Annotated in this window: 14 protein-coding genes; 7 read left to right on the top strand and 7 right to left on the bottom strand. The window is 46.4% G+C overall.

All coding sequences use genetic code 11. The annotated features are described in order from the left end of the window. Nucleotides 1-141: 141 nt before the first annotated feature. The 3 genes from uxaC to ACTIE6_RS17810 form a co-directional block, all read right to left on the bottom strand. A complete protein-coding gene (gene uxaC / locus ACTIE6_RS17820) occupies nucleotides 142-1,566 on the bottom strand; it encodes a glucuronate isomerase (RefSeq protein ID WP_439557927.1) in 1,425 nt (474 codons plus the stop codon). 99 nt (nucleotides 1,567-1,665) lie between these two features. Further along, nucleotides 1,666-2,859, bottom strand: a complete 1,194-nt coding sequence (gene uxuA, locus ACTIE6_RS17815; protein ID WP_439557926.1) for a mannonate dehydratase — start codon at nucleotides 2,857-2,859, stop codon at nucleotides 1,666-1,668. Between the two features lie 171 nt (nucleotides 2,860-3,030). Continuing rightward, nucleotides 3,031-3,642, bottom strand: coding sequence for an RNA polymerase sigma-70 factor (locus tag ACTIE6_RS17810; protein ID WP_439557925.1), 612 nt, complete (start codon nucleotides 3,640-3,642; stop codon nucleotides 3,031-3,033). 279 nt (nucleotides 3,643-3,921) lie between these two features. Here ACTIE6_RS17810 and ACTIE6_RS17805 point away from each other — a divergent pair, with 279 nt between their 5' ends. Further along, nucleotides 3,922-4,941: a LacI family DNA-binding transcriptional regulator gene (locus ACTIE6_RS17805; protein ID WP_439557924.1), complete on the top strand. Its 1,020-nt coding sequence runs from the start codon at nucleotides 3,922-3,924 to the stop codon at nucleotides 4,939-4,941. A gap of 9 nt (nucleotides 4,942-4,950) precedes the next feature. Here the strand turns inward: ACTIE6_RS17805 and ACTIE6_RS17800 are convergent, their stop codons facing one another. After that, nucleotides 4,951-6,231, bottom strand: a complete 1,281-nt coding sequence (locus ACTIE6_RS17800) for a DUF349 domain-containing protein (RefSeq protein WP_056279610.1) — start codon at nucleotides 6,229-6,231, stop codon at nucleotides 4,951-4,953. Nucleotides 6,232-6,302: 71 nt separating this feature from the next. On the opposite strand from ACTIE6_RS17800, the gene ettA reads away from it, so the two are divergent. The 5 genes from ettA (at nucleotide 6,303) to ACTIE6_RS17775 (ending at nucleotide 12,982) form a co-directional block, all read left to right on the top strand. Then, nucleotides 6,303-7,970 carry an energy-dependent translational throttle protein EttA gene (gene ettA, locus ACTIE6_RS17795; protein ID WP_056283128.1) on the top strand — a complete coding sequence of 556 codons (1,668 nt, stop codon included), beginning with the start codon at nucleotides 6,303-6,305 and terminating at the stop codon, nucleotides 7,968-7,970. 141 nt (nucleotides 7,971-8,111) lie between these two features. Then, nucleotides 8,112-9,497 carry a UDP-N-acetylmuramate--L-alanine ligase gene (locus ACTIE6_RS17790; RefSeq protein WP_439557923.1) on the top strand — a complete coding sequence of 462 codons (1,386 nt, stop codon included), beginning with the start codon at nucleotides 8,112-8,114 and terminating at the stop codon, nucleotides 9,495-9,497. 17 nt (nucleotides 9,498-9,514) lie between these two features. Next, on the top strand, nucleotides 9,515-10,111 hold the full coding sequence (locus ACTIE6_RS17785) for a TIGR00730 family Rossman fold protein (protein ID WP_439557922.1): 597 nt from the start codon (nucleotides 9,515-9,517) through the stop codon (nucleotides 10,109-10,111). A 14-nt stretch (nucleotides 10,112-10,125) separates the two neighbouring features. After that, a complete protein-coding gene (locus ACTIE6_RS17780) occupies nucleotides 10,126-11,712 on the top strand; it encodes an OmpA family protein (protein ID WP_439557921.1) in 1,587 nt (528 codons plus the stop codon). Nucleotides 11,713-11,764: 52 nt separating this feature from the next. After that, nucleotides 11,765-12,982, top strand: a complete 1,218-nt coding sequence (locus ACTIE6_RS17775) for a TCR/Tet family MFS transporter (protein WP_439557920.1) — start codon at nucleotides 11,765-11,767, stop codon at nucleotides 12,980-12,982. Here ACTIE6_RS17775 and ACTIE6_RS17770 read toward each other — a convergent pair. The 3 genes from ACTIE6_RS17770 to ACTIE6_RS17760 all read right to left on the bottom strand — a co-directional run bounded on the left by ACTIE6_RS17770 (nucleotide 12,976) and on the right by ACTIE6_RS17760 (nucleotide 15,953). Continuing rightward, nucleotides 12,976-13,518, bottom strand: coding sequence for a cytochrome c oxidase subunit 3 (locus ACTIE6_RS17770; RefSeq protein ID WP_439557919.1), 543 nt, complete (start codon nucleotides 13,516-13,518; stop codon nucleotides 12,976-12,978). The two genes, ACTIE6_RS17775 and ACTIE6_RS17770, sit on opposite strands and share 7 nt — an antisense overlap. Nucleotides 13,519-13,669: 151 nt before the next feature. Continuing rightward, nucleotides 13,670-14,479, bottom strand: a complete 810-nt coding sequence (gene ispE, locus ACTIE6_RS17765; protein WP_439557918.1) for a 4-(cytidine 5'-diphospho)-2-C-methyl-D-erythritol kinase — start codon at nucleotides 14,477-14,479, stop codon at nucleotides 13,670-13,672. Between the two features lie 10 nt (nucleotides 14,480-14,489). Further along, a complete protein-coding gene (locus ACTIE6_RS17760) occupies nucleotides 14,490-15,953 on the bottom strand; it encodes a M28 family peptidase (protein WP_439557917.1) in 1,464 nt (487 codons plus the stop codon). A gap of 318 nt (nucleotides 15,954-16,271) precedes the next feature. Here ACTIE6_RS17760 and ACTIE6_RS17755 point away from each other — a divergent pair. After that, nucleotides 16,272-17,744: xylulokinase (locus ACTIE6_RS17755; protein WP_439557916.1), on the top strand; the 1,473-nt coding region annotated here is incomplete at its 3' end.

Here is a 17,744-nt window from a genome sequence, read left to right as displayed (position 1 = left end):
ATAGTGCCTTTTTTGTATACCAATGTGGAAAAGGCTTTGGTAAAGGTTAAGAATTGATCAAAAATAACACTTAAACATCAAAATAGCCCATAACTAAGAGTCTGGGCTATCTAATTACATTTTATGAGAATCTAGTATTTTTCAAAACTTAAAGTACCTGCTGGCATTGTGATACGAGATATCCTGTACCATTTTGCCCAGCCACGGAATATCGTTTGGCAACTCCCCATTGTCCACATCGTTACCGATCAGGTTACACAATATCCTTCTGAAATATTCGTGACGGGGGTAAGATAAGAAGCTGCGTGAGTCTGTCAGCATTCCAACAAAGCGGCTGAGTAGTCCCATATTCGATAAGGCATTCATTTGCCGCTCCATCCCATCCTTTTGATCCAGAAACCACCAGCCCGAACCAAACTGCATTTTGCCCGCGACAGTACCATCATTGTAGTTGCCTGTCATAGTGGCCAGCGCTTCGTTATCAGACGGGTTGAGATTGTAAAGTATAGTTTTAGCCAGCTGGTTGGTAGAATCGAGTTTGTTCAAAAATTTGGATAAAGCCTGCGCTTGGCTGTAATCGCCGATGGAGTCCCAGCCCGTATCCGGCCCGAGTTCCCGCAGCATTCGTGCATTGTTGTTTCTTAACGCGCCTAAATGGAACTGCTGCGTCCACGATTTCGCATGATCCATTTTGGCAAGATCAAACAGCAGCATCGACTTGAAAGCAGTACGATCCGCCTCACTTGCAATCTGCCCCGACCTGGTTAAATGGAATGCATTCTTAGCTGCCTCTTCATCGAAATTCGCATAAATATGCTCCAATCCGTGATCAGAAAGTCGGCCGCCCATAGCAGCAAAGAAATCGTGACGGTTTTGAAGTGCTGCCAGAAGCTCGTTATAATCTGAGATCGAAGACTTTCCCGCACTTGCCGCCAGCTTTTCTAAATACGCATTAAAATCCTCCGGTGTATCAATCAGAAGCATTGCTTTATCCGGTCGGAAAGTAGGCAGTACCTTGATATTAAAGCCGCTTTCCTCAATCATTTTGTGATAGTCAAGCGCATCAATCGGATCATCCGTGGTACAGATGACCTTTACATTCATCTTGTTAAGCAGGCTTTTTACCGAAAAATCAGGCTGCTTTAATTTGGCAGAGCACTCTTCGTAAATTTCGCGGGCGGTATCCTTGTTGAGGAGAATATCCACATCAAAATACCGCAGCAATTCGAGGTGTGTCCAGTGATAGAGTGGGTTACGCATTGTGTACGGTACCGTCGCTCCCCATTGTTCAAACTTTTCCCAGTCGCTCGCATCTCCCGTGCAATACCGCTCATTAATACCATTGGCCCGCATTGCCCGCCATTTATAATGGTCGCCGTACAGCCAAATCTGCGTAAGATTATCGAATTGCCTGTCTGCTGCGATCTGGTCAGGCGGCAGGTGGCAGTGGTAATCGATAATCGGCATTTTTTTCGCGTAATCATGATATAAAACGCGGGCTGTTTCGGAGCGAAGGAGAAAATCTTCGCTGATAAATGTCTTCTGTGCGGTAGCGATTGTTGTCATTTTTTGTGCGGTTTAACCCTTGTTTGCCCCACCCCCAAACCCCCTTGAAGGGGGCCTATTATATATCGAATTAAAGCCCCCCACCGGGGGGTTGGGGGGCTAATTTCTCAACCCTCTCTCAATTCCATATTCCAGCCCGCGTAGCTCGGCAAGCCCGCGAAGGCGGCCGATTGCTGTATAACCCGGATTGGTTCTTTTTCCTGTCGACAAATCGTCGAGCATCCGGTGGCCGTGGTCTGGTCGAAAAGGCATTCGGAGATCAGTTCTCCCTTCTTCAAGTCTTCTTTTTTGTTCCAGGACCAACCCCTTCATGACACTGTACATATCTACATCTCCGTCCAGGTGATCGGCCTCGTAGAAGCTGCCGTCGTGCTCTCTCTTGGTGGCTCGCAAATGGATGAAATGGATTCTGTCACCCAATCTTTCCACCATACCAGCCAGGTCATTATCTGCCCGCACTCCATACGATCCGGTGCAAAAACAAATGCCATTCGCCTGATGATCGTAGGCTTCGAGCAGCATCATCGCATCATTTTCAGTACTTACTACACGTGGAAGTCCTAAAATCGGATACGGAGGATCGTCGGGGTGAATGGCGAGCCTGATACCAGCTTCTTCTGCCACAGGACCGATTGCCTGAATAAACTGGTACAAATGCGTTCTCAATTCCAGATCACCGACTTCTTTGTAAGTATCAAGTACTTTCCGGAATTCTTCGATTGTAAAACTCTCTTCGGAGCCCGGTAATCCGGCGATGATATTCCGGACTAGCCGCTGCACGTCTTCTTCCCTGGCAGCATCAAGCCAGCTTTTCGCTTTTGTTTTTTGCTCGTCGGTGTACAAATCCTGTGCTTCCGGTCTGTTCAGCAGATAAAGATCGAATGCGGCAAATTGCGCGGCATCAAACCTTAATCCTGTTGAGCCATCTTTCATAGGCGCATCAAGATCCGTTCTCGTCCAGTCCAGGATCGGCATGAAGTTGTAGCAAACCGTATCAATACCGCATGCCCCGAGATTGCGTAGACTTTGCTGGTAATTGCGGATATATTTTTCAAAATCTCCTGTACGCGTTTTGATAGCCTCATGCACAGGTACACTTTCGACCACAGACCAGGTAAGCCCCGCCTGCTCAATCATTTGTTTTCTTGCTGAAATTTCTTCTATCTCCCAAATCTGACCATTAGGGATGTGGTGCAATGCAGTGACGATTCCGGTGGCACCAGCCTGTCTGATATCCTGCAAAGAAACAGGATCATTAGGTCCGAACCACCGCCAAGTTTGTTCCAGGGACATTTTAAAGGGGGCTTTCGGCTGTCGGCCGTCGGCTTTTAGCAGTTTTAGTTAAATGCTTTTCAGATCGATCTGTCAGCACAAGTGATTATCAATGGTATCTTAAAAAAGGCTGATTACCGAAAGCCGACGGCCGAAGTTCCTAAATTGCCGAAAGCCGACAGCCGAAGTTTCCTAAGCTACCAACCTATGCTCAGGCACGCGCTCTCTCAACACTTTCAATGCGCGGCTCATCTGAGTTTCTACTGTTTTGACAGAAATAGCGAGCTTTTCGGCGATATCCCGGTAACGCAAGCCTTCTTCGCGGCTTAACCGGAAAATCAGCTGGCATTGTCTTGGCAGTGCCTGAATGCAATCTTCAACGTGCTCGTAAAACTCATTGAACGACAATTCCTCGCAGGGAGAAAAATGATCCGCGTGGGTCATATTCCATTGTACCGAATCCAGTGATTCACGCTCATTCTGCCGGTGTATCCGTAGTTTGAGATAATCCAAAGCCTGGTTGCGTACCGCGCGGTAAATGTAAGCCTGAAAAGAAGTATGCACTTCAATCTGCTCGCGATTTTTCCAAAGTTTCACAAACACATCCGAAACAACTTCTTCGGCGATTTCGCGGGTGATTACTACGCGCATTGCGTAGTTGCAGAGTGATCTGTAATGGTGGTTGAAGAGCTCGCGGAAAGCATGGTAGTCTCCGGTCGCCACTACTTTGCCAAACAGGTTCTCCAACAAACCTTTCTGATTTGTGGCAGAAGATATTGTAGAGGTAAACGATTTCGCTTCCATGTATTTTCAGGCTGGGTTGGTTTAGAAATTTCCGTGATTGGTAGTGGTGTGCAGTAGCTGATCTTCGTCAACAATGAACCGAGTTTAACCAATGATTCAGTGATACACAAAAATAAATCTTGAAAAAAAGCAATTAATTCACGCAACCGTTCCCGGAACCGTTCCCGTTCCCGGTATTTTTCCCGGAACTTTTGCCTTAATTCGGTAAATTGTGCAACCATCCGGCTTTGGTGCATTCCACAGGTTTTTTAGCACGATTGCATTATTCCCATATCCTCTATGAAAAAGGTTTCCATTACCATCAAAGAAATCGCACGACAGCTGAACATTTCCAAATCGACAGTTTCCCGTGCATTAAGGGATAGCAGCGAAATCAGCGAAGAAACCAAGAAGAAAGTCATTGCTCTGGCTGAGCAGCTCAACTACTACCCTAACCCCATCGCGATCAGCCTGCTGAAAAACCGCACACAAACAATTGGGGTAATCGTGCCGGATATTGCAAACCGATTTTACTCCTCGGCGATCGGCGGGGTTGAGGATATTGCTTACAGCCGCGGGTATCATACCATGATTTACCAGAGCCACGAGCAGCTCGAAAGAGAGCGTTCTGCGTCCCGGCACATTGCATCCCGGCGCGTCGACGGTTTGGTAGTGGCTATTTCGAGCCAGTCTGAGGACATAGATCATTTCATTTCCTTGCAGGAGCAGGGAATTCCTGTAGTGTTTTTTGACAGGGTGAGCGACGCCATGCAAACACACAGAGTACGTGTGGACGATTACAAAGGCGCATTTGAAGCAACGGAACATTTAATCAATGAGGGTTGCCGCAGGATTGCCCACATTGCAGGGCCAAAGCCACTTTCCATTACGCACTTCCGGCTGGAAGGCTACAAAGACGCTTTGCGGAAACACAATATCGCATTTCAGGATGAATGGGTTTTGCATAGCGAAGTAACACAGGCAGGTGGTACGGAAAGGACTTATCAGTTAATGGCGCTGCGCGAGCGGCCAGATGCTATTTTCGGCGCAAGTGACCGGATTACTATGGGCGTACATTCTGCATTGCGGCAGCTGGGTTATCGCATGCCCGACGACGTGGCAGTGGTAGGCTTTTGCGATCTGGCCATGTCGTCGCTGCTCGATCCGCCGGTAAGCTCCATTACGCAGCCTTCTTTCGAAATGGGGCAACAGGCCACTTCTTTGTTACTGGATCTGATTGAAAGCAAAAATACCCCGGCCGAATTCGAGACCAGGGTATTGCCTTCTAATTTGGTGATCAACAAATCTTCTATGAAGTAGTCTTAATCGTTAACCTGTAATGGTTTTCAACTTTCTGTCAAATTCAGCCAGAATGCGTTCTTTCATCTGAACTTTACGTTTCTGGATATTAATGCGGCCGGCTGCCTGCTTGTCCAGCTCAGGATCGCCGGTAGCTGTTCTGTCAAATTCAAGGATTGCAAATTCAAGATCGCTCTTTTCGCGTTTTGCAAGCCATTCCAGCTCCCGGTATTTGGTGCGAAGCTGTTCCTCCTGACTTTTCAGTTCAAATGCAGGATACTTTCTGCTAATTACGCGCGCCAGGTAGCTTAACTCAAATATTTTATCACAAACCATTCTGAATCGCTCGGCAAGCTCTTTATCAGCCAGCTTGAATGGTATTTTGATCTCCTTCCACTTACTCAGCAGCACCTTGGCTTCCTGGGAAGCTTCCACGATATCCTGTGAGCGCAGCAGTGTTTCAGCTTGTGCCAATAATTTTTGTTGTTCCACAATCCGCGGGTCTACGCGTACTTTTGGTTCAATGCCTTTTGCAAGATTATATTTATCATAAAACAATTTCAGGAAGTGCCTGTAAGCTTTGTTGACTTTGAAAAAGCGCTTTGGCGGTACTTCTCCTACATTGTTCCACGCGTTGCGTACATCGCGTGCCTTGGCATAAGCATCGTCCAGGTCGCGTGAATAGCTGAGTGTTTTTGTAATCTTGATCAGCTTTTCGTACTCTTCAATGCGTTGCTGGTTAATCTTATTCTGTTCGTCAAAATAGTCGCGGCGGCGCTGGAAGAAATCGTCGAGTATCTGCTGGAAAGTGCTTTCCACTTCCTCCTGATACTCTTTCTCAACTGGCCCTGTACGGATCCATTTTGCTTTTATTTCCTGTATCTGATCTGTTGCGGCAGCATAGTCTTCAATGGCGGCAGCCACTCTGACATCCTCGATCAGTGCACGTTTTATTTCAAGATTTTTGAGCTGGTTAACTTCGATCAAGCCTTTCAGGTACTCCTCTTTCTCTTCCAGCCGCTGCAGCAGAGGGACAAAATCCCCAAGTGCGTCAAAACCTTTAAGCTTACGTTGCAATTGGATCAGTTTGGTCAGATAAGAGCCTTTGTTCAGGGCTTCATCTATTTCCTTCTCCAGTTGCTCGACTTTGTTCAGGACGATATTAAACCGATTTTTAAAATAATCTATCGCCTCCTGCTCTGTCCTTTTAACTTCTCCAATTTGCCGGTCGGGGAAATCTAAATACCCCTTTAAAAATACTTTGCTGTCCTTAACGTAGCCGTATTCATCATTCAATGTGGCATTTTCCATTCTTCCAATTTTTTTATCTGCTAAGTGTAGGGATATATAACGATATTTGTTACGCACAAATTAAACAAAAAATGAGTAACGAAACCATTATTTTCTCAATGTCTGGGGTCAACAAAATCATTCCTCCCAACAGGCATATTATTAAAAATATCTATTTATCCTTTTTTTATGGTGCAAAAATCGGGGTTCTTGGATTAAATGGTTCAGGGAAATCAACGCTGCTGCGGGTTATTGCCGGAATCGATAAAGACATCCAGGGAGACGTCGTTTTCTCGCCCGGTTACTCCGTCGGAATGCTTGAACAGGAGCCCAAACTAGACCCAACCAAAACTGTCAGGGAAGTGGTTGAAGAAGGTGTTCAGGAGATTGTCGATCTTTTAAAAGAGTTTGACCAGATCAATGAAGCCTTCGGCGAGGAAGATGCAGACTTTGACAAATTATTGGAAAGACAAGGTGAAGTTCAGGAAAAACTGGATGCAGCCGACGCGTGGAACCTGGATAACCGTCTTGAAATCGCAATGGATGCATTGCGCTGCCCGCCTTCGGATGCGCTGGTATCGACACTTTCGGGGGGTGAAAAACGCAGGGTAGCATTGTGCCGCCTCCTGCTCCGCCAGCCTGATGTGCTTTTGCTGGATGAACCTACCAACCACCTTGATGCTGAGTCGGTACTTTGGCTGGAAGAGCATTTGAGACAATATAAAGGAACTGTGATTGCGGTAACCCACGACAGGTACTTCCTCGACAATGTAGCTGGCTGGATCCTGGAACTGGACCGCGGCGAAGGTATTCCCTGGAAAGGAAATTATTCATCCTGGCTGGAACAGAAGCAAGAGCGTCTGAAGAAAGAAGAAAAAACGGAATCAAAACGCCAGAAAACGCTGCAACGCGAATTGGAATGGGTTCGAATGGGCGCAAAGGGCCGCCAGGCGAAGTCAAAAGCACGTTTGGGCGCATACGAAAGATTGCTTGGAGAGGAAGGACGCGAGAAAGAAGAGAAATTGGAGATCTTCATTCCGGCTGGTCCAAGGCTGGGTAATAAGGTAATTGAGGCACATAATGTTTCAATGGGCTTTGGCGACAAGCTGCTTTATGAAAACCTCAATTTTGCATTGCCTCCCAATGGAATTGTGGGTATTATCGGGCCAAATGGTGCGGGTAAAACCACGCTTTTCAAATTGATCACGGGACAGCTGAAACCACTTACCGGACACTTTGATGTGGGCGAAACTGTGGAATTGGCTTATGTTGACCAGGAACACGATAATCTGGACCCTGTCAAAACGGTTTATCAAAGCATTGCCGACGGGAATGACTGGATTATGATCGGCGGCAAACAGTCGAATGCACGCGCCTATGTAAGTCGCTTCAATTTCGGCGGCGGTGACCAGGAAAAGAAAGTAGGTAACCTTTCAGGCGGTGAAAGAAACCGCGTTCATTTGGCGATGACGCTCAAAGAAGGCGGTAACCTGCTGCTGCTCGATGAGCCTACCAACGATTTGGATGTGAATACCTTACGTGCATTGGAGGAAGGTTTAGAAAACTTTGCAGGCTGCGCCGTAATCATTTCCCACGACAGGTGGTTCCTCGACCGAGTTGCCACGCACATACTTGCATTCGAAGGCGACTCCCAGGTGTATTGGTTTGAAGGAAACTTCTCTGAGTACGAAGAAAACCGTCGCAAAAGACTCGGCGGAGACGCTACGCCAAAGCGCATTAAGTACAAGAAATTAGCTTAGCGGTTTTGTCGAGCTAGTTTGTCACGTTGAGCGCAGTCGAAACGCAACTGCGCTCAATGTGACAAAAGGTTTGCTCAACGTAACAGGTTGGCTCAAACATCAAATCTTGCTAACTTTCGGACAAATCAGTTTTCCCAATCAATGAGTCCAAATTCGTCCTTGACTAAAATACACTTCATCTCAATAGGTGGCAGCGTCATGCATAATCTTGCCATCGAGCTTCATCTGAAAGGATATATCGTTACAGGATCAGACGATGAGATATATGAACCTTCGGCCAGCCGACTTGCCCAATACGATCTTTTGTCTGCTGTTACCGGCTGGTTTCCCGAGAAAATAACTTCCGATCTTCAATCTGTGATCCTGGGAATGCATGCCCGCCAGGACAATCCTGAACTTGCCCGTGCACGGGAGTTGGGGATCAAAGTGTACTCTTACCCTGAATATATTTTTGAGCAAAGTCAAAGCAAGCAGCGCGTGGTTATAGCCGGAAGTCACGGCAAAACCACCACTACCTCTATGGTACTGCACGTTTTGAAACACAATAACCGCATTTTCAACTACCTGGTAGGCGCACAGATCGAAGGCTTCGATAACATGGTGAAGCTATCCGAAAATGCGCCGGTGATCATTGTCGAAGGTGATGAATACTTTACCTCCCCGCTTGATCCTACCCCGAAATTCATGCATTACCAGCCGCACATTGCATTGATCAGCGGCATTGCATGGGACCATTTTAATGTGTTCCCAACCTGGGAATCTTACGTGAAGCAGTTCGAGCTTTTAGCAGATTCTCTGCCAAAGGCAGGCGCGATCATTTTTGATGAAACCGATGATATGCTCAGTGTAATCGGACAAAAGGAGCGGCCGGATGTAGCTAGCATCCCCTACAATGCACACCCGAATAAGATTGAAAACGGCAAGACCATTTTGCTAACTGCTGAGCAAGGCGAAGTGCCGGTTTTGGTTTTTGGTAACCATAACATGAAAAATATCAGCGGCGCAAAAGCTGTCTGCGAGCGGCTGGGCGTGACCGATGAAGAATTTTACAATGCCATTCAAACATTCAAAGGCGCATCCAAACGGCTTGAACTGCTGGGTAGCTCCGATTCGGTAAGTGTTTACCGCGACTTTGCACACGCACCGTCCAAAGTGGAAGCGACTACTGCCGCATTAAAGGAGCAGTTTCCCAACCGGCAGCTGGTAGCCTGCGCCGAGCTGCACACTTTCAGCAGCCTGAACAAAGCATTTCTGAATCAATACAGAAGAAAGCTGAAAGCGGCCGATGTTGCGGTTATTTATTACAATCCCCAAACCGTAGAACACAAGCGGCTTGAAGCGCTTTCAGAAGAAGATATCCGCGCTGCATTCAAAAGAGATGATTTAAAGATTTTCACTGATGCGACTCAGCTGGAGGCATTCCTGAAATCGCTGACCTGGCAGAATGCAAACCTGCTCCTGATGAGCTCAGGTACATTCGGCGACTTAGATTTGAAAGCATTGAGCAATGCGGTTCTTGAAGCATAATCCACAACACCAACACTATGCAATCCATTGTAGTTTATTGCGGTTCAAACCCCGGAAAAAAACCTGTTTACGCTGAAAACGCCTACGAACTAGGACACGAACTGGCTAAACGAAACATCAAACTTATCTACGGTGGTGGCAATATGGGCTTAATGGGCCGGGTTGCAGATGGAGCAATGGACCACGGCGGTTTTGTCACAGGTATCATCCCCAACTTTCTTTCCAACCTTGAAAAAGCGCACAAAACGCTCTCAGAACTGCATTTTGTAGATACTATGCACGAGCGGAAAGCCAAGATGGTCTCGCTGTCAGATGGTGTGATTGCTATGCCAGGTGGTTATGGTACTTTCGATGAATTATTTGAGATACTAACCTGGGCGCAGCTACGGATTTTCCACGGTCCCATTGGTTTGCTCAATGTAAATGGATATTACGATTTGCTGCTGCTTCAACTGGACAAAATGGTTGAAGAAGGCTTTTTACATCCGCAGAATCAACAGTTGCTGGTAGTTGCTAATAATTCTGCTGAACTATTGGAGAAAATGGAGATATTCCGACGCGAAAATCCGGAAAATAAGCCTCTTGATAGCTCGTTATATGTAGATAACAACTAGTTAGCCTCCCCTGCATGATTCGTATTTCAATTTTGTACCTTTTTGTATGCCTGGTATCCCTGAGCGCTTTCGGGCAACTGGAAAATCTTGGAAAAACTGTCAATACTGAATACAACGAGATCAGCCCCATTATCTCTCCTGATGGCAAAACCATTTATTTTTCAAGGGTGAGTCACCCGCAAAATACGCACGGGGCAAAAGGCAGCCAGGATATCTGGTATTCTGAATTGAAAAACGACAAATGGACACAGGCGCGGCGACTTCCTTCTCCATTGAACAAGGAAGATTACAACTCGCTATACAGCATTACTCCCGACGGAAATACGCTTTTGTTAAAAGGCGCTTACAAAAACGGTGTCTACGAGACACGGGGATTTTCAACCAGCAAGAAAACGGCGAGAGGCTGGTCGGCACCGAACAAGATCGAGATTCCGGGTTATGCCAAAATCAGCAAAGGCCAGTTCGACTGCGGGTACCTGTCCACAGATGGTAAAACGCTGGTCATGTCTTTCAGCGAAAAAAAGAACAGCAAAGTCGATAATATGTACGTCAGTTTCAAACAAAAAAACGGTACATGGACCAAGCCAATGGATCTGGGACCTGAAATCAATACGAACGAATTCACTGAAACAACCCCATTTCTTGCCCCTGACGGCGTAACGCTTTATTTTTCGAGTGATCGCAAAGGCGGGCAGGGAAGCAATGACATTTATTACAGCAAGCGAATTGATAAATCCTGGAAGAGATGGAGCCGGCCTGTTAATCTTGGTCCCGCCATTAATACCGATGGTTATGATGCTTACTACACTATTTCAGCACTAGGCGATTTTGCGTATATGGTGTCTTTTAAAGATACCGAGGGTAAAGGCGATGTTGTAAGATTTGACCTCCGGCCAAAAATAACGCCAGGCGACACAGCATCCGAGGCTCCCATTGCGAACATCCCGGCAGCTGACCCGGTGGTGATGATCAGCGGGAAAGTAATTGATTCTAAGACAGGCAAACCTGTTGAAGCAACCATCGTGTATGAAAATCTCGCGGACGGAGAAGAAGTGGGCACCGCGACTACCAACCCAACTACAGGCGAATACAAGATTGTACTTCCTTACGGTAACAAATACAGCATGCGGGCTGTTGCACCGAACTTCATCGCCGAAGGCGAAAATGTCGATTTAACGGATTCTACAACCAATGGATCCGGCAAGAACTTCCGGGAAATTGCGAACAAGTCTTTAAAGCTGATCCCGATTGAAGAAGGCCAGATCGTCAGGCTGAACAATATATTCTTTGCTACCGGAAAATCTACCTTGAACAAAGAATCTTATCCCGAGCTGGACAGGATCTCTCTGTCGATGGTGGAAAACAAAACAATGACCATCGAACTCGGCGGACACACGGACAATACAGGTAGTGCCGCATTCAACGTACAATTGTCGCAGGAACGGGCAGATACAGTACGTGAATACCTGATAGGCAAAGGCATAGAGCCTGACCGTATTGCGAGCAAGGGCTACGGCGAGACGGTACCGGTTGCGAAGAACGATACACCCGAAGGCCAGCAGCTTAATCGCCGGGTAGAGTTCAAGATTTTGACAAAATAGCCATTGCAGGCATTAAAATTTTAAGGTAATAAAGACCTAAAACTGCACCACAATGTCTGCAAACCGTTCCCCTGCGATAGGTTTCATTTTCGTTACACTTCTTATCGACGTAATCGGGCTCGGAATTATCATTCCGGTCATGCCCAAGCTGATCAGTGAACTGACCGGCGACACCATCAGCCAGGCTTCACGTGACGGAGGCTGGCTTCTGTTTGCTTACGCAGCCATGCAATTTCTTTGTGCACCCATTATCGGCGGTATCAGCGATCAGTTTGGCAGGCGGCCCGTTTTGCTCGCCTCACTTTTCGGTTTCGGGATTGATTACCTCTTCCTTGCTTTTGCGCCTTCGCTCGGCTGGTTGTATGCAGGACGCATTATAGCAGGAATTCTGGGCGCGAGTTTCACTACGGGCGCGGCCTATATTGCGGACGTGAGCACGCCTGAAAAAAGGGCGCAAAACTTCGGCTTACTGGGCGCAGCCTTTGGCCTCGGATTTATAATCGGTCCTGTTTTGGGAGGTTTACTGGGGCAGTTTGGCACGCGGGTTCCCTTTATGGCAGCCGCAGGATTCTCTTTTATCAACTGGCTTTACGGGTACTTCATTTTACCGGAATCCTTGAAGCCCGAAAACAGGCGCAAGTTCGAATGGAGCAGAGCAAATCCGATCGGTTCATTGAAAAACCTGAAACGCTACCCGGTTATTTATGGATTGATTTTTTCGTTAGGCTTGATGTACATCGCCATGCATGCTGTGCACAGTAACTGGTCCTTCTATGTAATTGAAAAATTTAAATGGGGAGAAGCTGAAATAGGTTACTCACTTGGCGTGGTAGGCGTACTGAGTGCATTGGTACAGGGTTATCTGATTCGGCTCATTATCCCCAAGCTTGGCCAGAAACGCGGCGTATATCTGGGCTTGCTGCTTTATGCCATCGGTTTTCTGCTATATGCATTTGCCACAGAAGGTTGGATGATGTACGTATTCACAGTTCCTTACATTCTTGGTGGAATTGCCGGACCTTCTTTGCAGGGAATTATATCAACACAGGTATCGGCAAATGAACAGGGTGAGATACAAGGTGCATTGACGAGCCTGCAAAGTCTGACTTCTATCATCGGCCCGCCCTTGATGACCAACCTTTTTGCGGCTTTTACTAAATCTTCTGCGCCGGTCTACTTACCTGGCGCTCCGATGATCATGGCCGCAATTCTCACCTTACTAGCTACATTTCTGGCCCGAAATAGTCTCAAAAAGAATTTTGATCAATAAAGAAGGATCAGGACTACAAAAACGATTAGCCAGAGCGCACCTGTAAAATGCCAGTATCTGGTAAATAGCTTAATGCGTAGCCGGTTAGGAGGGTTGACACTGTAAACAAATGCGTCAACATAGGCGCGGTTCTTAACTGCCTTTCTGAATAAATACACCAGGTATCCTACTCCGCCCAGCATATGCAGGAGGTGTAAACCTGTGAGAAGATAAATGAAGCCTTTCGAATTACTAAGGTTGCTGAAAATCTGGGTATTGACCATCTCGAACCAACCGCCTATCTGCAATGCGATAAACATCATACCCAGGAACATTGTCGCGCAAAGAAAGACGCGGTAATGCAGGAACCTCTCGTTTGCAAAGGCCAGGTTTGCCTCATGGAGGGTAATGCTGCTGAAAAGGATTACCAGTGTACTAAGCCAGAACATATCCGGCAGTGAATCGAGCTGCCCAGACTCCTGACGAAGGTTTAGAAAGAAGATAATGAAGATTGACAGGAAGAGCAGCGAGCTACCCGCTACACACAACCAAAGCATAAACCCAAGTGGTTCTCGGCGCTTTGTGAAGGGACTTTCCCTCAGTTTCGTGGTAGGTTTTGGGCTCATCTTCTGGTCAATTTTCAGTCTTACATTCTGTTGGATTATAACGCTGTATAAATGTTGTTAAACATAATTTGCAAAGAATTATTCAACCCATAATCCCCTGCCATACTTTAAACTGACTGAACTGTTCGGCCAGATCTGTTTCCTGCTCAAAAATCCCGAATATGGTTGATCCTGAGCCACTCATTGATGCATATTGCGCACCGTGTATATATAGTTCCTCTTTAATTTCCTTTAAAAGAGTGTATTTAGGGAACAGCGTTGCTTCAAAATCATTTTTAACAACATCTTTCCACGTTTCTATCGGCCTGCTAAGCAATGTTCTAAGATCTGCTCCACTCTTTTGTGGCTTTATTCCCGAATACGCCTCTACTGTTGAAATATGGATTCCGGGATTCACAAGCACAATCCACTTCCCTTTCAGATTCATGTCGAACTGCTCAAATTCATCACCTTTACCAAAACAGTACGCGGGTTTGTTAAGAACGAAAAAAGCACAGTCGCTGCCTAATCTACGTGCGTAGGAAAGTTGTTTTTCAAAAGATATTTTCAGGTTAAAAAACTCATTTAATGCCTTGATAGTGAAAGCCGCATCTGCCGAGCCTCCCCCTAAACCTGCTCCGATAGGAATCGCTTTCAGCAAATGGATTTTAACAGGCGGTAAATCAAAATCTGCGGCAAGTTGCTGATATGCTTTTACACAGATATTCTCCGCTTCGTTGCCGGGTATCGAGATACCGTCAAATTCCACTGAAAAGGATTCTGCCCGCGTAATTTCCAATGCATCTTTCCAGCCAACCGGGTAAAAACAGGATTCAATGTTATGAAAACCATCGGCCCGCTTTTCAACAATATTCAAGCCGATGTTAATCTTTGCATTCGGGAAAACAAGCATTTCAATTCGTTTAGTGCTCCCAGCGCCATTCCTGACCAATCACCAGTTCTTCTTTCAAACCCTGTGAAATCAGGAAATCGCGCGTTTTCTGATCTGATAACTTCTTAACTGCAATTTGATCAGCATTGGAAAGCGCAAATAAGTACATAGCTCCAATGCGAACCGTAGTTTCCAGCTGCTCTTTATTCACTAGACTGAAATCATCACAATCTGCGTGGTAGCATTGCAGCACATTTGGATCCAGATGCCCCGACAAGCCTGCAATAGGCACACCTTCCAGCATAAATGGCTGATGGTCGCTGTGCAAACCTGCGCGGTTTATAATTTCGTTCTTAAAATTTGTGTCCACTGAATGAATTGCATTGCCCACATTCGCAAAGAACTCACTCATCTCGTCACGACCGAATGCATTCACTCCCTTTGGATCATTGGTCATATCCAGATTCATCATGTAAGTGACCTTGTTGATATCTCCCGATTTTTTAAGCTCACTCACAAAGTGTTTCGACCCAAGTAAACCCTGCTCTTCGCCCATAAAAAGAACAAACTGAATCGTTCTCTCCGGCTTCACCTTCAAGGCTTTGAACGTCCGAGCAATATCCATCACTGCAAATGAGCCGATTCCATTGTCGATCGCTCCGGTAGCAAGATCCCAGGAGTCTAAATGCCCGCCAATAATCACGCGTTCATCCGATTTCCCTTTTAGTGTTGCAATCACATTGCGGGCTTTGATTTGCTTGGAGGTATTATGCATTTCAATGTGCGCTTCCAGCGGACCTTCCTCTTTCAACCACTTACGCACTTCAAAACCGCTTTCGCTTGATATGCAAACGGCTGGAATGGATATAATCGCACCTGTAACGGAAGCTGTTCCTGTAAGCAGGATCTTTCCAGGCGCTCCGTTGACCATGATTACGCCGGTGGCTCCGTACTTAATAGCCAATGCGGTTTTCTCTGAACGGTGCAGGTTCTTTTTGCCAGTGACACCTACGAGATTGATATTGGCAAGTGCTACTTTGCCTTTCACTTTATCTTTTACAGCCTCAAAGTCCTCTTCCAAACCATTGCCTACATCCACAATTTCACCCTGCAGGTTGGCTTCTACCGGAGAGTGCGCCAGTGAAACAACTGGTACATCCCTGAAATTATCTGAACTTCCGGGTGCAATGGACAGGGTAACCGTGTCCCGCATCCATGCTTCTACTTCAAAAGGCTGGTACTTAACATCGGTAAAGCCGTAGCTTTTCAGGAGCTTAAATGCATATTCCTCGGCCTTTTCCCCATTGGCGCTGCCTGTGAGGCGGTGACCGATTGTTTTGGTAGCATTTTCAAGTGTGACGTAAGCTTTGCTGTTCTTCCTTACTTCATTGTCAATCCTGGCAAACGACTTCTCCCACTTCTTCTCCCCCGGACTTAATCCGAGCAACGACACGATACAACTGCTCACCAAAAAGATCCGTACAATTTTTTTCATAGTTCCTGATAAAGGATGTATCCAACTGATTAGAATACAAATATCCACCCGATATTTGAGCTTATGCAAACTAAACACAAATCAAACTACAATTTGCTGGGTCTGGTTTCATATGCGACTTCAATATAGAGAATTTTTTCTACACGGGATTTTTTCCAACGTATTGAAAAAATGACATTTATCATGCGGATCAAACTTTAATTGTAAACATTACACTTAATGGCATTGGTTTGTGATTTTAAGTGAACATTTTTGTATTTTTCAGCAGTTATAATATCCGTAGTCCGCATTTAGCAATCAATAAATACTCGTAACATAATGTATTTTCTGGGATTCGATTTAGGCAGTTCTTCTGTTAAAGCATGTTTGGTCCATGCAGATACCGGCGCAGTGGCAGCGTCCGCTTTTTTTCCGGAGCGCGAAATGACAATCGACGCTCCTAAACCTGGCTTTGCAGAACAGCAGCCTGAAAACTGGTGGAAAAATGCGTGTCTTGCGTCGCAGGCAGTAGTCAATAAGGCAGGAATCAAGCCAGAAGAAGTTGCCGCCATCGGGATTTCTTATCAGATGCATGGTTTGGTTGTGGTTGATGAAAATTTAAACGTACTCCGTCCGTCCATTATCTGGTGTGACAGCCGGGCGGTTGAAGTGGGTAACACTGCCATGCAGGAATTGGGAGAAGAATACGTGCTGCCGCACCTGCTGAATTCTCCGGGCAATTTCACAGCAGCAAAACTAGGCTGGGTGAAGCAGAATGAACCTGATGTTTACACAAAAGTCTACAAGTTCATGCTACCGGGCGACTACCTGGCAATGCGAATGACCGGCGAAGTTGTGACAACACCATCAGGTCTTTCCGAAGGTATCTTCTGGGATTTTGTAAACAAACGTCCCGCTGACTTCCTGTTTAATCATTTCGGCTTTGATGCCGGTCTTATCCCAAACGTGCTACCCACATTTTCCGATCAGGGGCACATTACTGCCGAGGCAGCAGAGGCACTTGGTCTCAAAGCAGGCACACCAGTTACTTACAGAGCGGGCGACCAACCTAATAACGCATTCTCGCTCAACGTACTGGAACCCGGCGAAGTCGCTGCAACAGCAGGCACTTCCGGCGTTGTTTACGGTGTAAGCGAACAAATCAAATTTGATCCGAAATCAAGGGTAAATACATTTTTGCACGTAAACCCTATTTCGGAAGTTGACCGTTACGGCGTTCTTCTTTGCGTAAATGGTACCGGCAGCTTGAACGGGTGGCTTAGAAACTCCCTTTTTCAGGGGAATATCAGCTACCCGCAAATGAACCAGCTTGCATCCGAGGCACCTATCGGCTCAGACGGACTGTACTGCCTTCCTTTTGGCAACGGTGCCGAGCGTATGCTTGAAAACCAGGATCCAGGAAGTACTTTCAAAGGTCTGCAATTCAGTCGCCACGGATTGCCGCATTATACGCGTGCTTCCCAGGAAGGAATTGTTTTTGCTTTATACTATGGAATGGAGATCATGGAAACAGTGGGTGTATCCCTCAAAAATATACGTGCGGGAGAAGCCAATATGTTCCTGAGTCCTGTATTCCGCGAAACTTTTGCCAACGTTTCAGGTGCTACGGTAGAGTTATACAATACCGACGGCGCACAGGGAGCCGCCCGGGCTGCTGGTTTCGGCCTTGGTTATTACAAGAACCGTGCAGACGCTTTTAATGGCCTTAGTGCATTACAAACCATAGAACCTGATGCTGAACACAGCGCTGCTACCAAAGATGCTTACGCTAAATGGAAGGAGGCGCTGGAA

Origin of the sequence: Dyadobacter sp. (genome assembly GCF_051859145.1) — a bacterium.
Lineage (GTDB): Bacteria > Bacteroidota > Bacteroidia > Cytophagales > Spirosomataceae > Dyadobacter.
The sequence above is the reverse complement of the archived record's forward strand: the minus strand, read 5'-3'. Positions and strand labels throughout refer to the sequence as shown.

Excerpts from the sequence above, each read along its gene's own strand:
- uxaC (WP_439557927.1), bottom strand. The coding sequence starts at position 1,566 with ATGACAACAATCGCTACCGCACAGAAGACATTTATCAGCGAAGATTTT.
- uxuA (WP_439557926.1), bottom strand. The coding sequence starts at position 2,859 with ATGTCCCTGGAACAAACTTGGCGGTGGTTCGGACCTAATGATCCTGTT.
- ACTIE6_RS17810 (WP_439557925.1), bottom strand. The coding sequence starts at position 3,642 with ATGGAAGCGAAATCGTTTACCTCTACAATATCTTCTGCCACAAATCAG.
- ACTIE6_RS17805 (WP_439557924.1), top strand. The coding sequence starts at position 3,922 with ATGAAAAAGGTTTCCATTACCATCAAAGAAATCGCACGACAGCTGAAC.
- ACTIE6_RS17800 (WP_056279610.1), bottom strand. The coding sequence starts at position 6,231 with ATGGAAAATGCCACATTGAATGATGAATACGGCTACGTTAAGGACAGC.
- ettA (WP_056283128.1), top strand. The coding sequence starts at position 6,303 with ATGAGTAACGAAACCATTATTTTCTCAATGTCTGGGGTCAACAAAATC.
- ACTIE6_RS17790 (WP_439557923.1), top strand. The coding sequence starts at position 8,112 with ATGAGTCCAAATTCGTCCTTGACTAAAATACACTTCATCTCAATAGGT.
- ACTIE6_RS17785 (WP_439557922.1), top strand. The coding sequence starts at position 9,515 with ATGCAATCCATTGTAGTTTATTGCGGTTCAAACCCCGGAAAAAAACCT.
- ACTIE6_RS17780 (WP_439557921.1), top strand. The coding sequence starts at position 10,126 with ATGATTCGTATTTCAATTTTGTACCTTTTTGTATGCCTGGTATCCCTG.
- ACTIE6_RS17775 (WP_439557920.1), top strand. The coding sequence starts at position 11,765 with ATGTCTGCAAACCGTTCCCCTGCGATAGGTTTCATTTTCGTTACACTT.
- ACTIE6_RS17770 (WP_439557919.1), bottom strand. The coding sequence starts at position 13,518 with ATGCTTTGGTTGTGTGTAGCGGGTAGCTCGCTGCTCTTCCTGTCAATC.
- ispE (WP_439557918.1), bottom strand. The coding sequence starts at position 14,479 with ATGCTTGTTTTCCCGAATGCAAAGATTAACATCGGCTTGAATATTGTT.
- ACTIE6_RS17760 (WP_439557917.1), bottom strand. The coding sequence starts at position 15,953 with ATGAAAAAAATTGTACGGATCTTTTTGGTGAGCAGTTGTATCGTGTCG.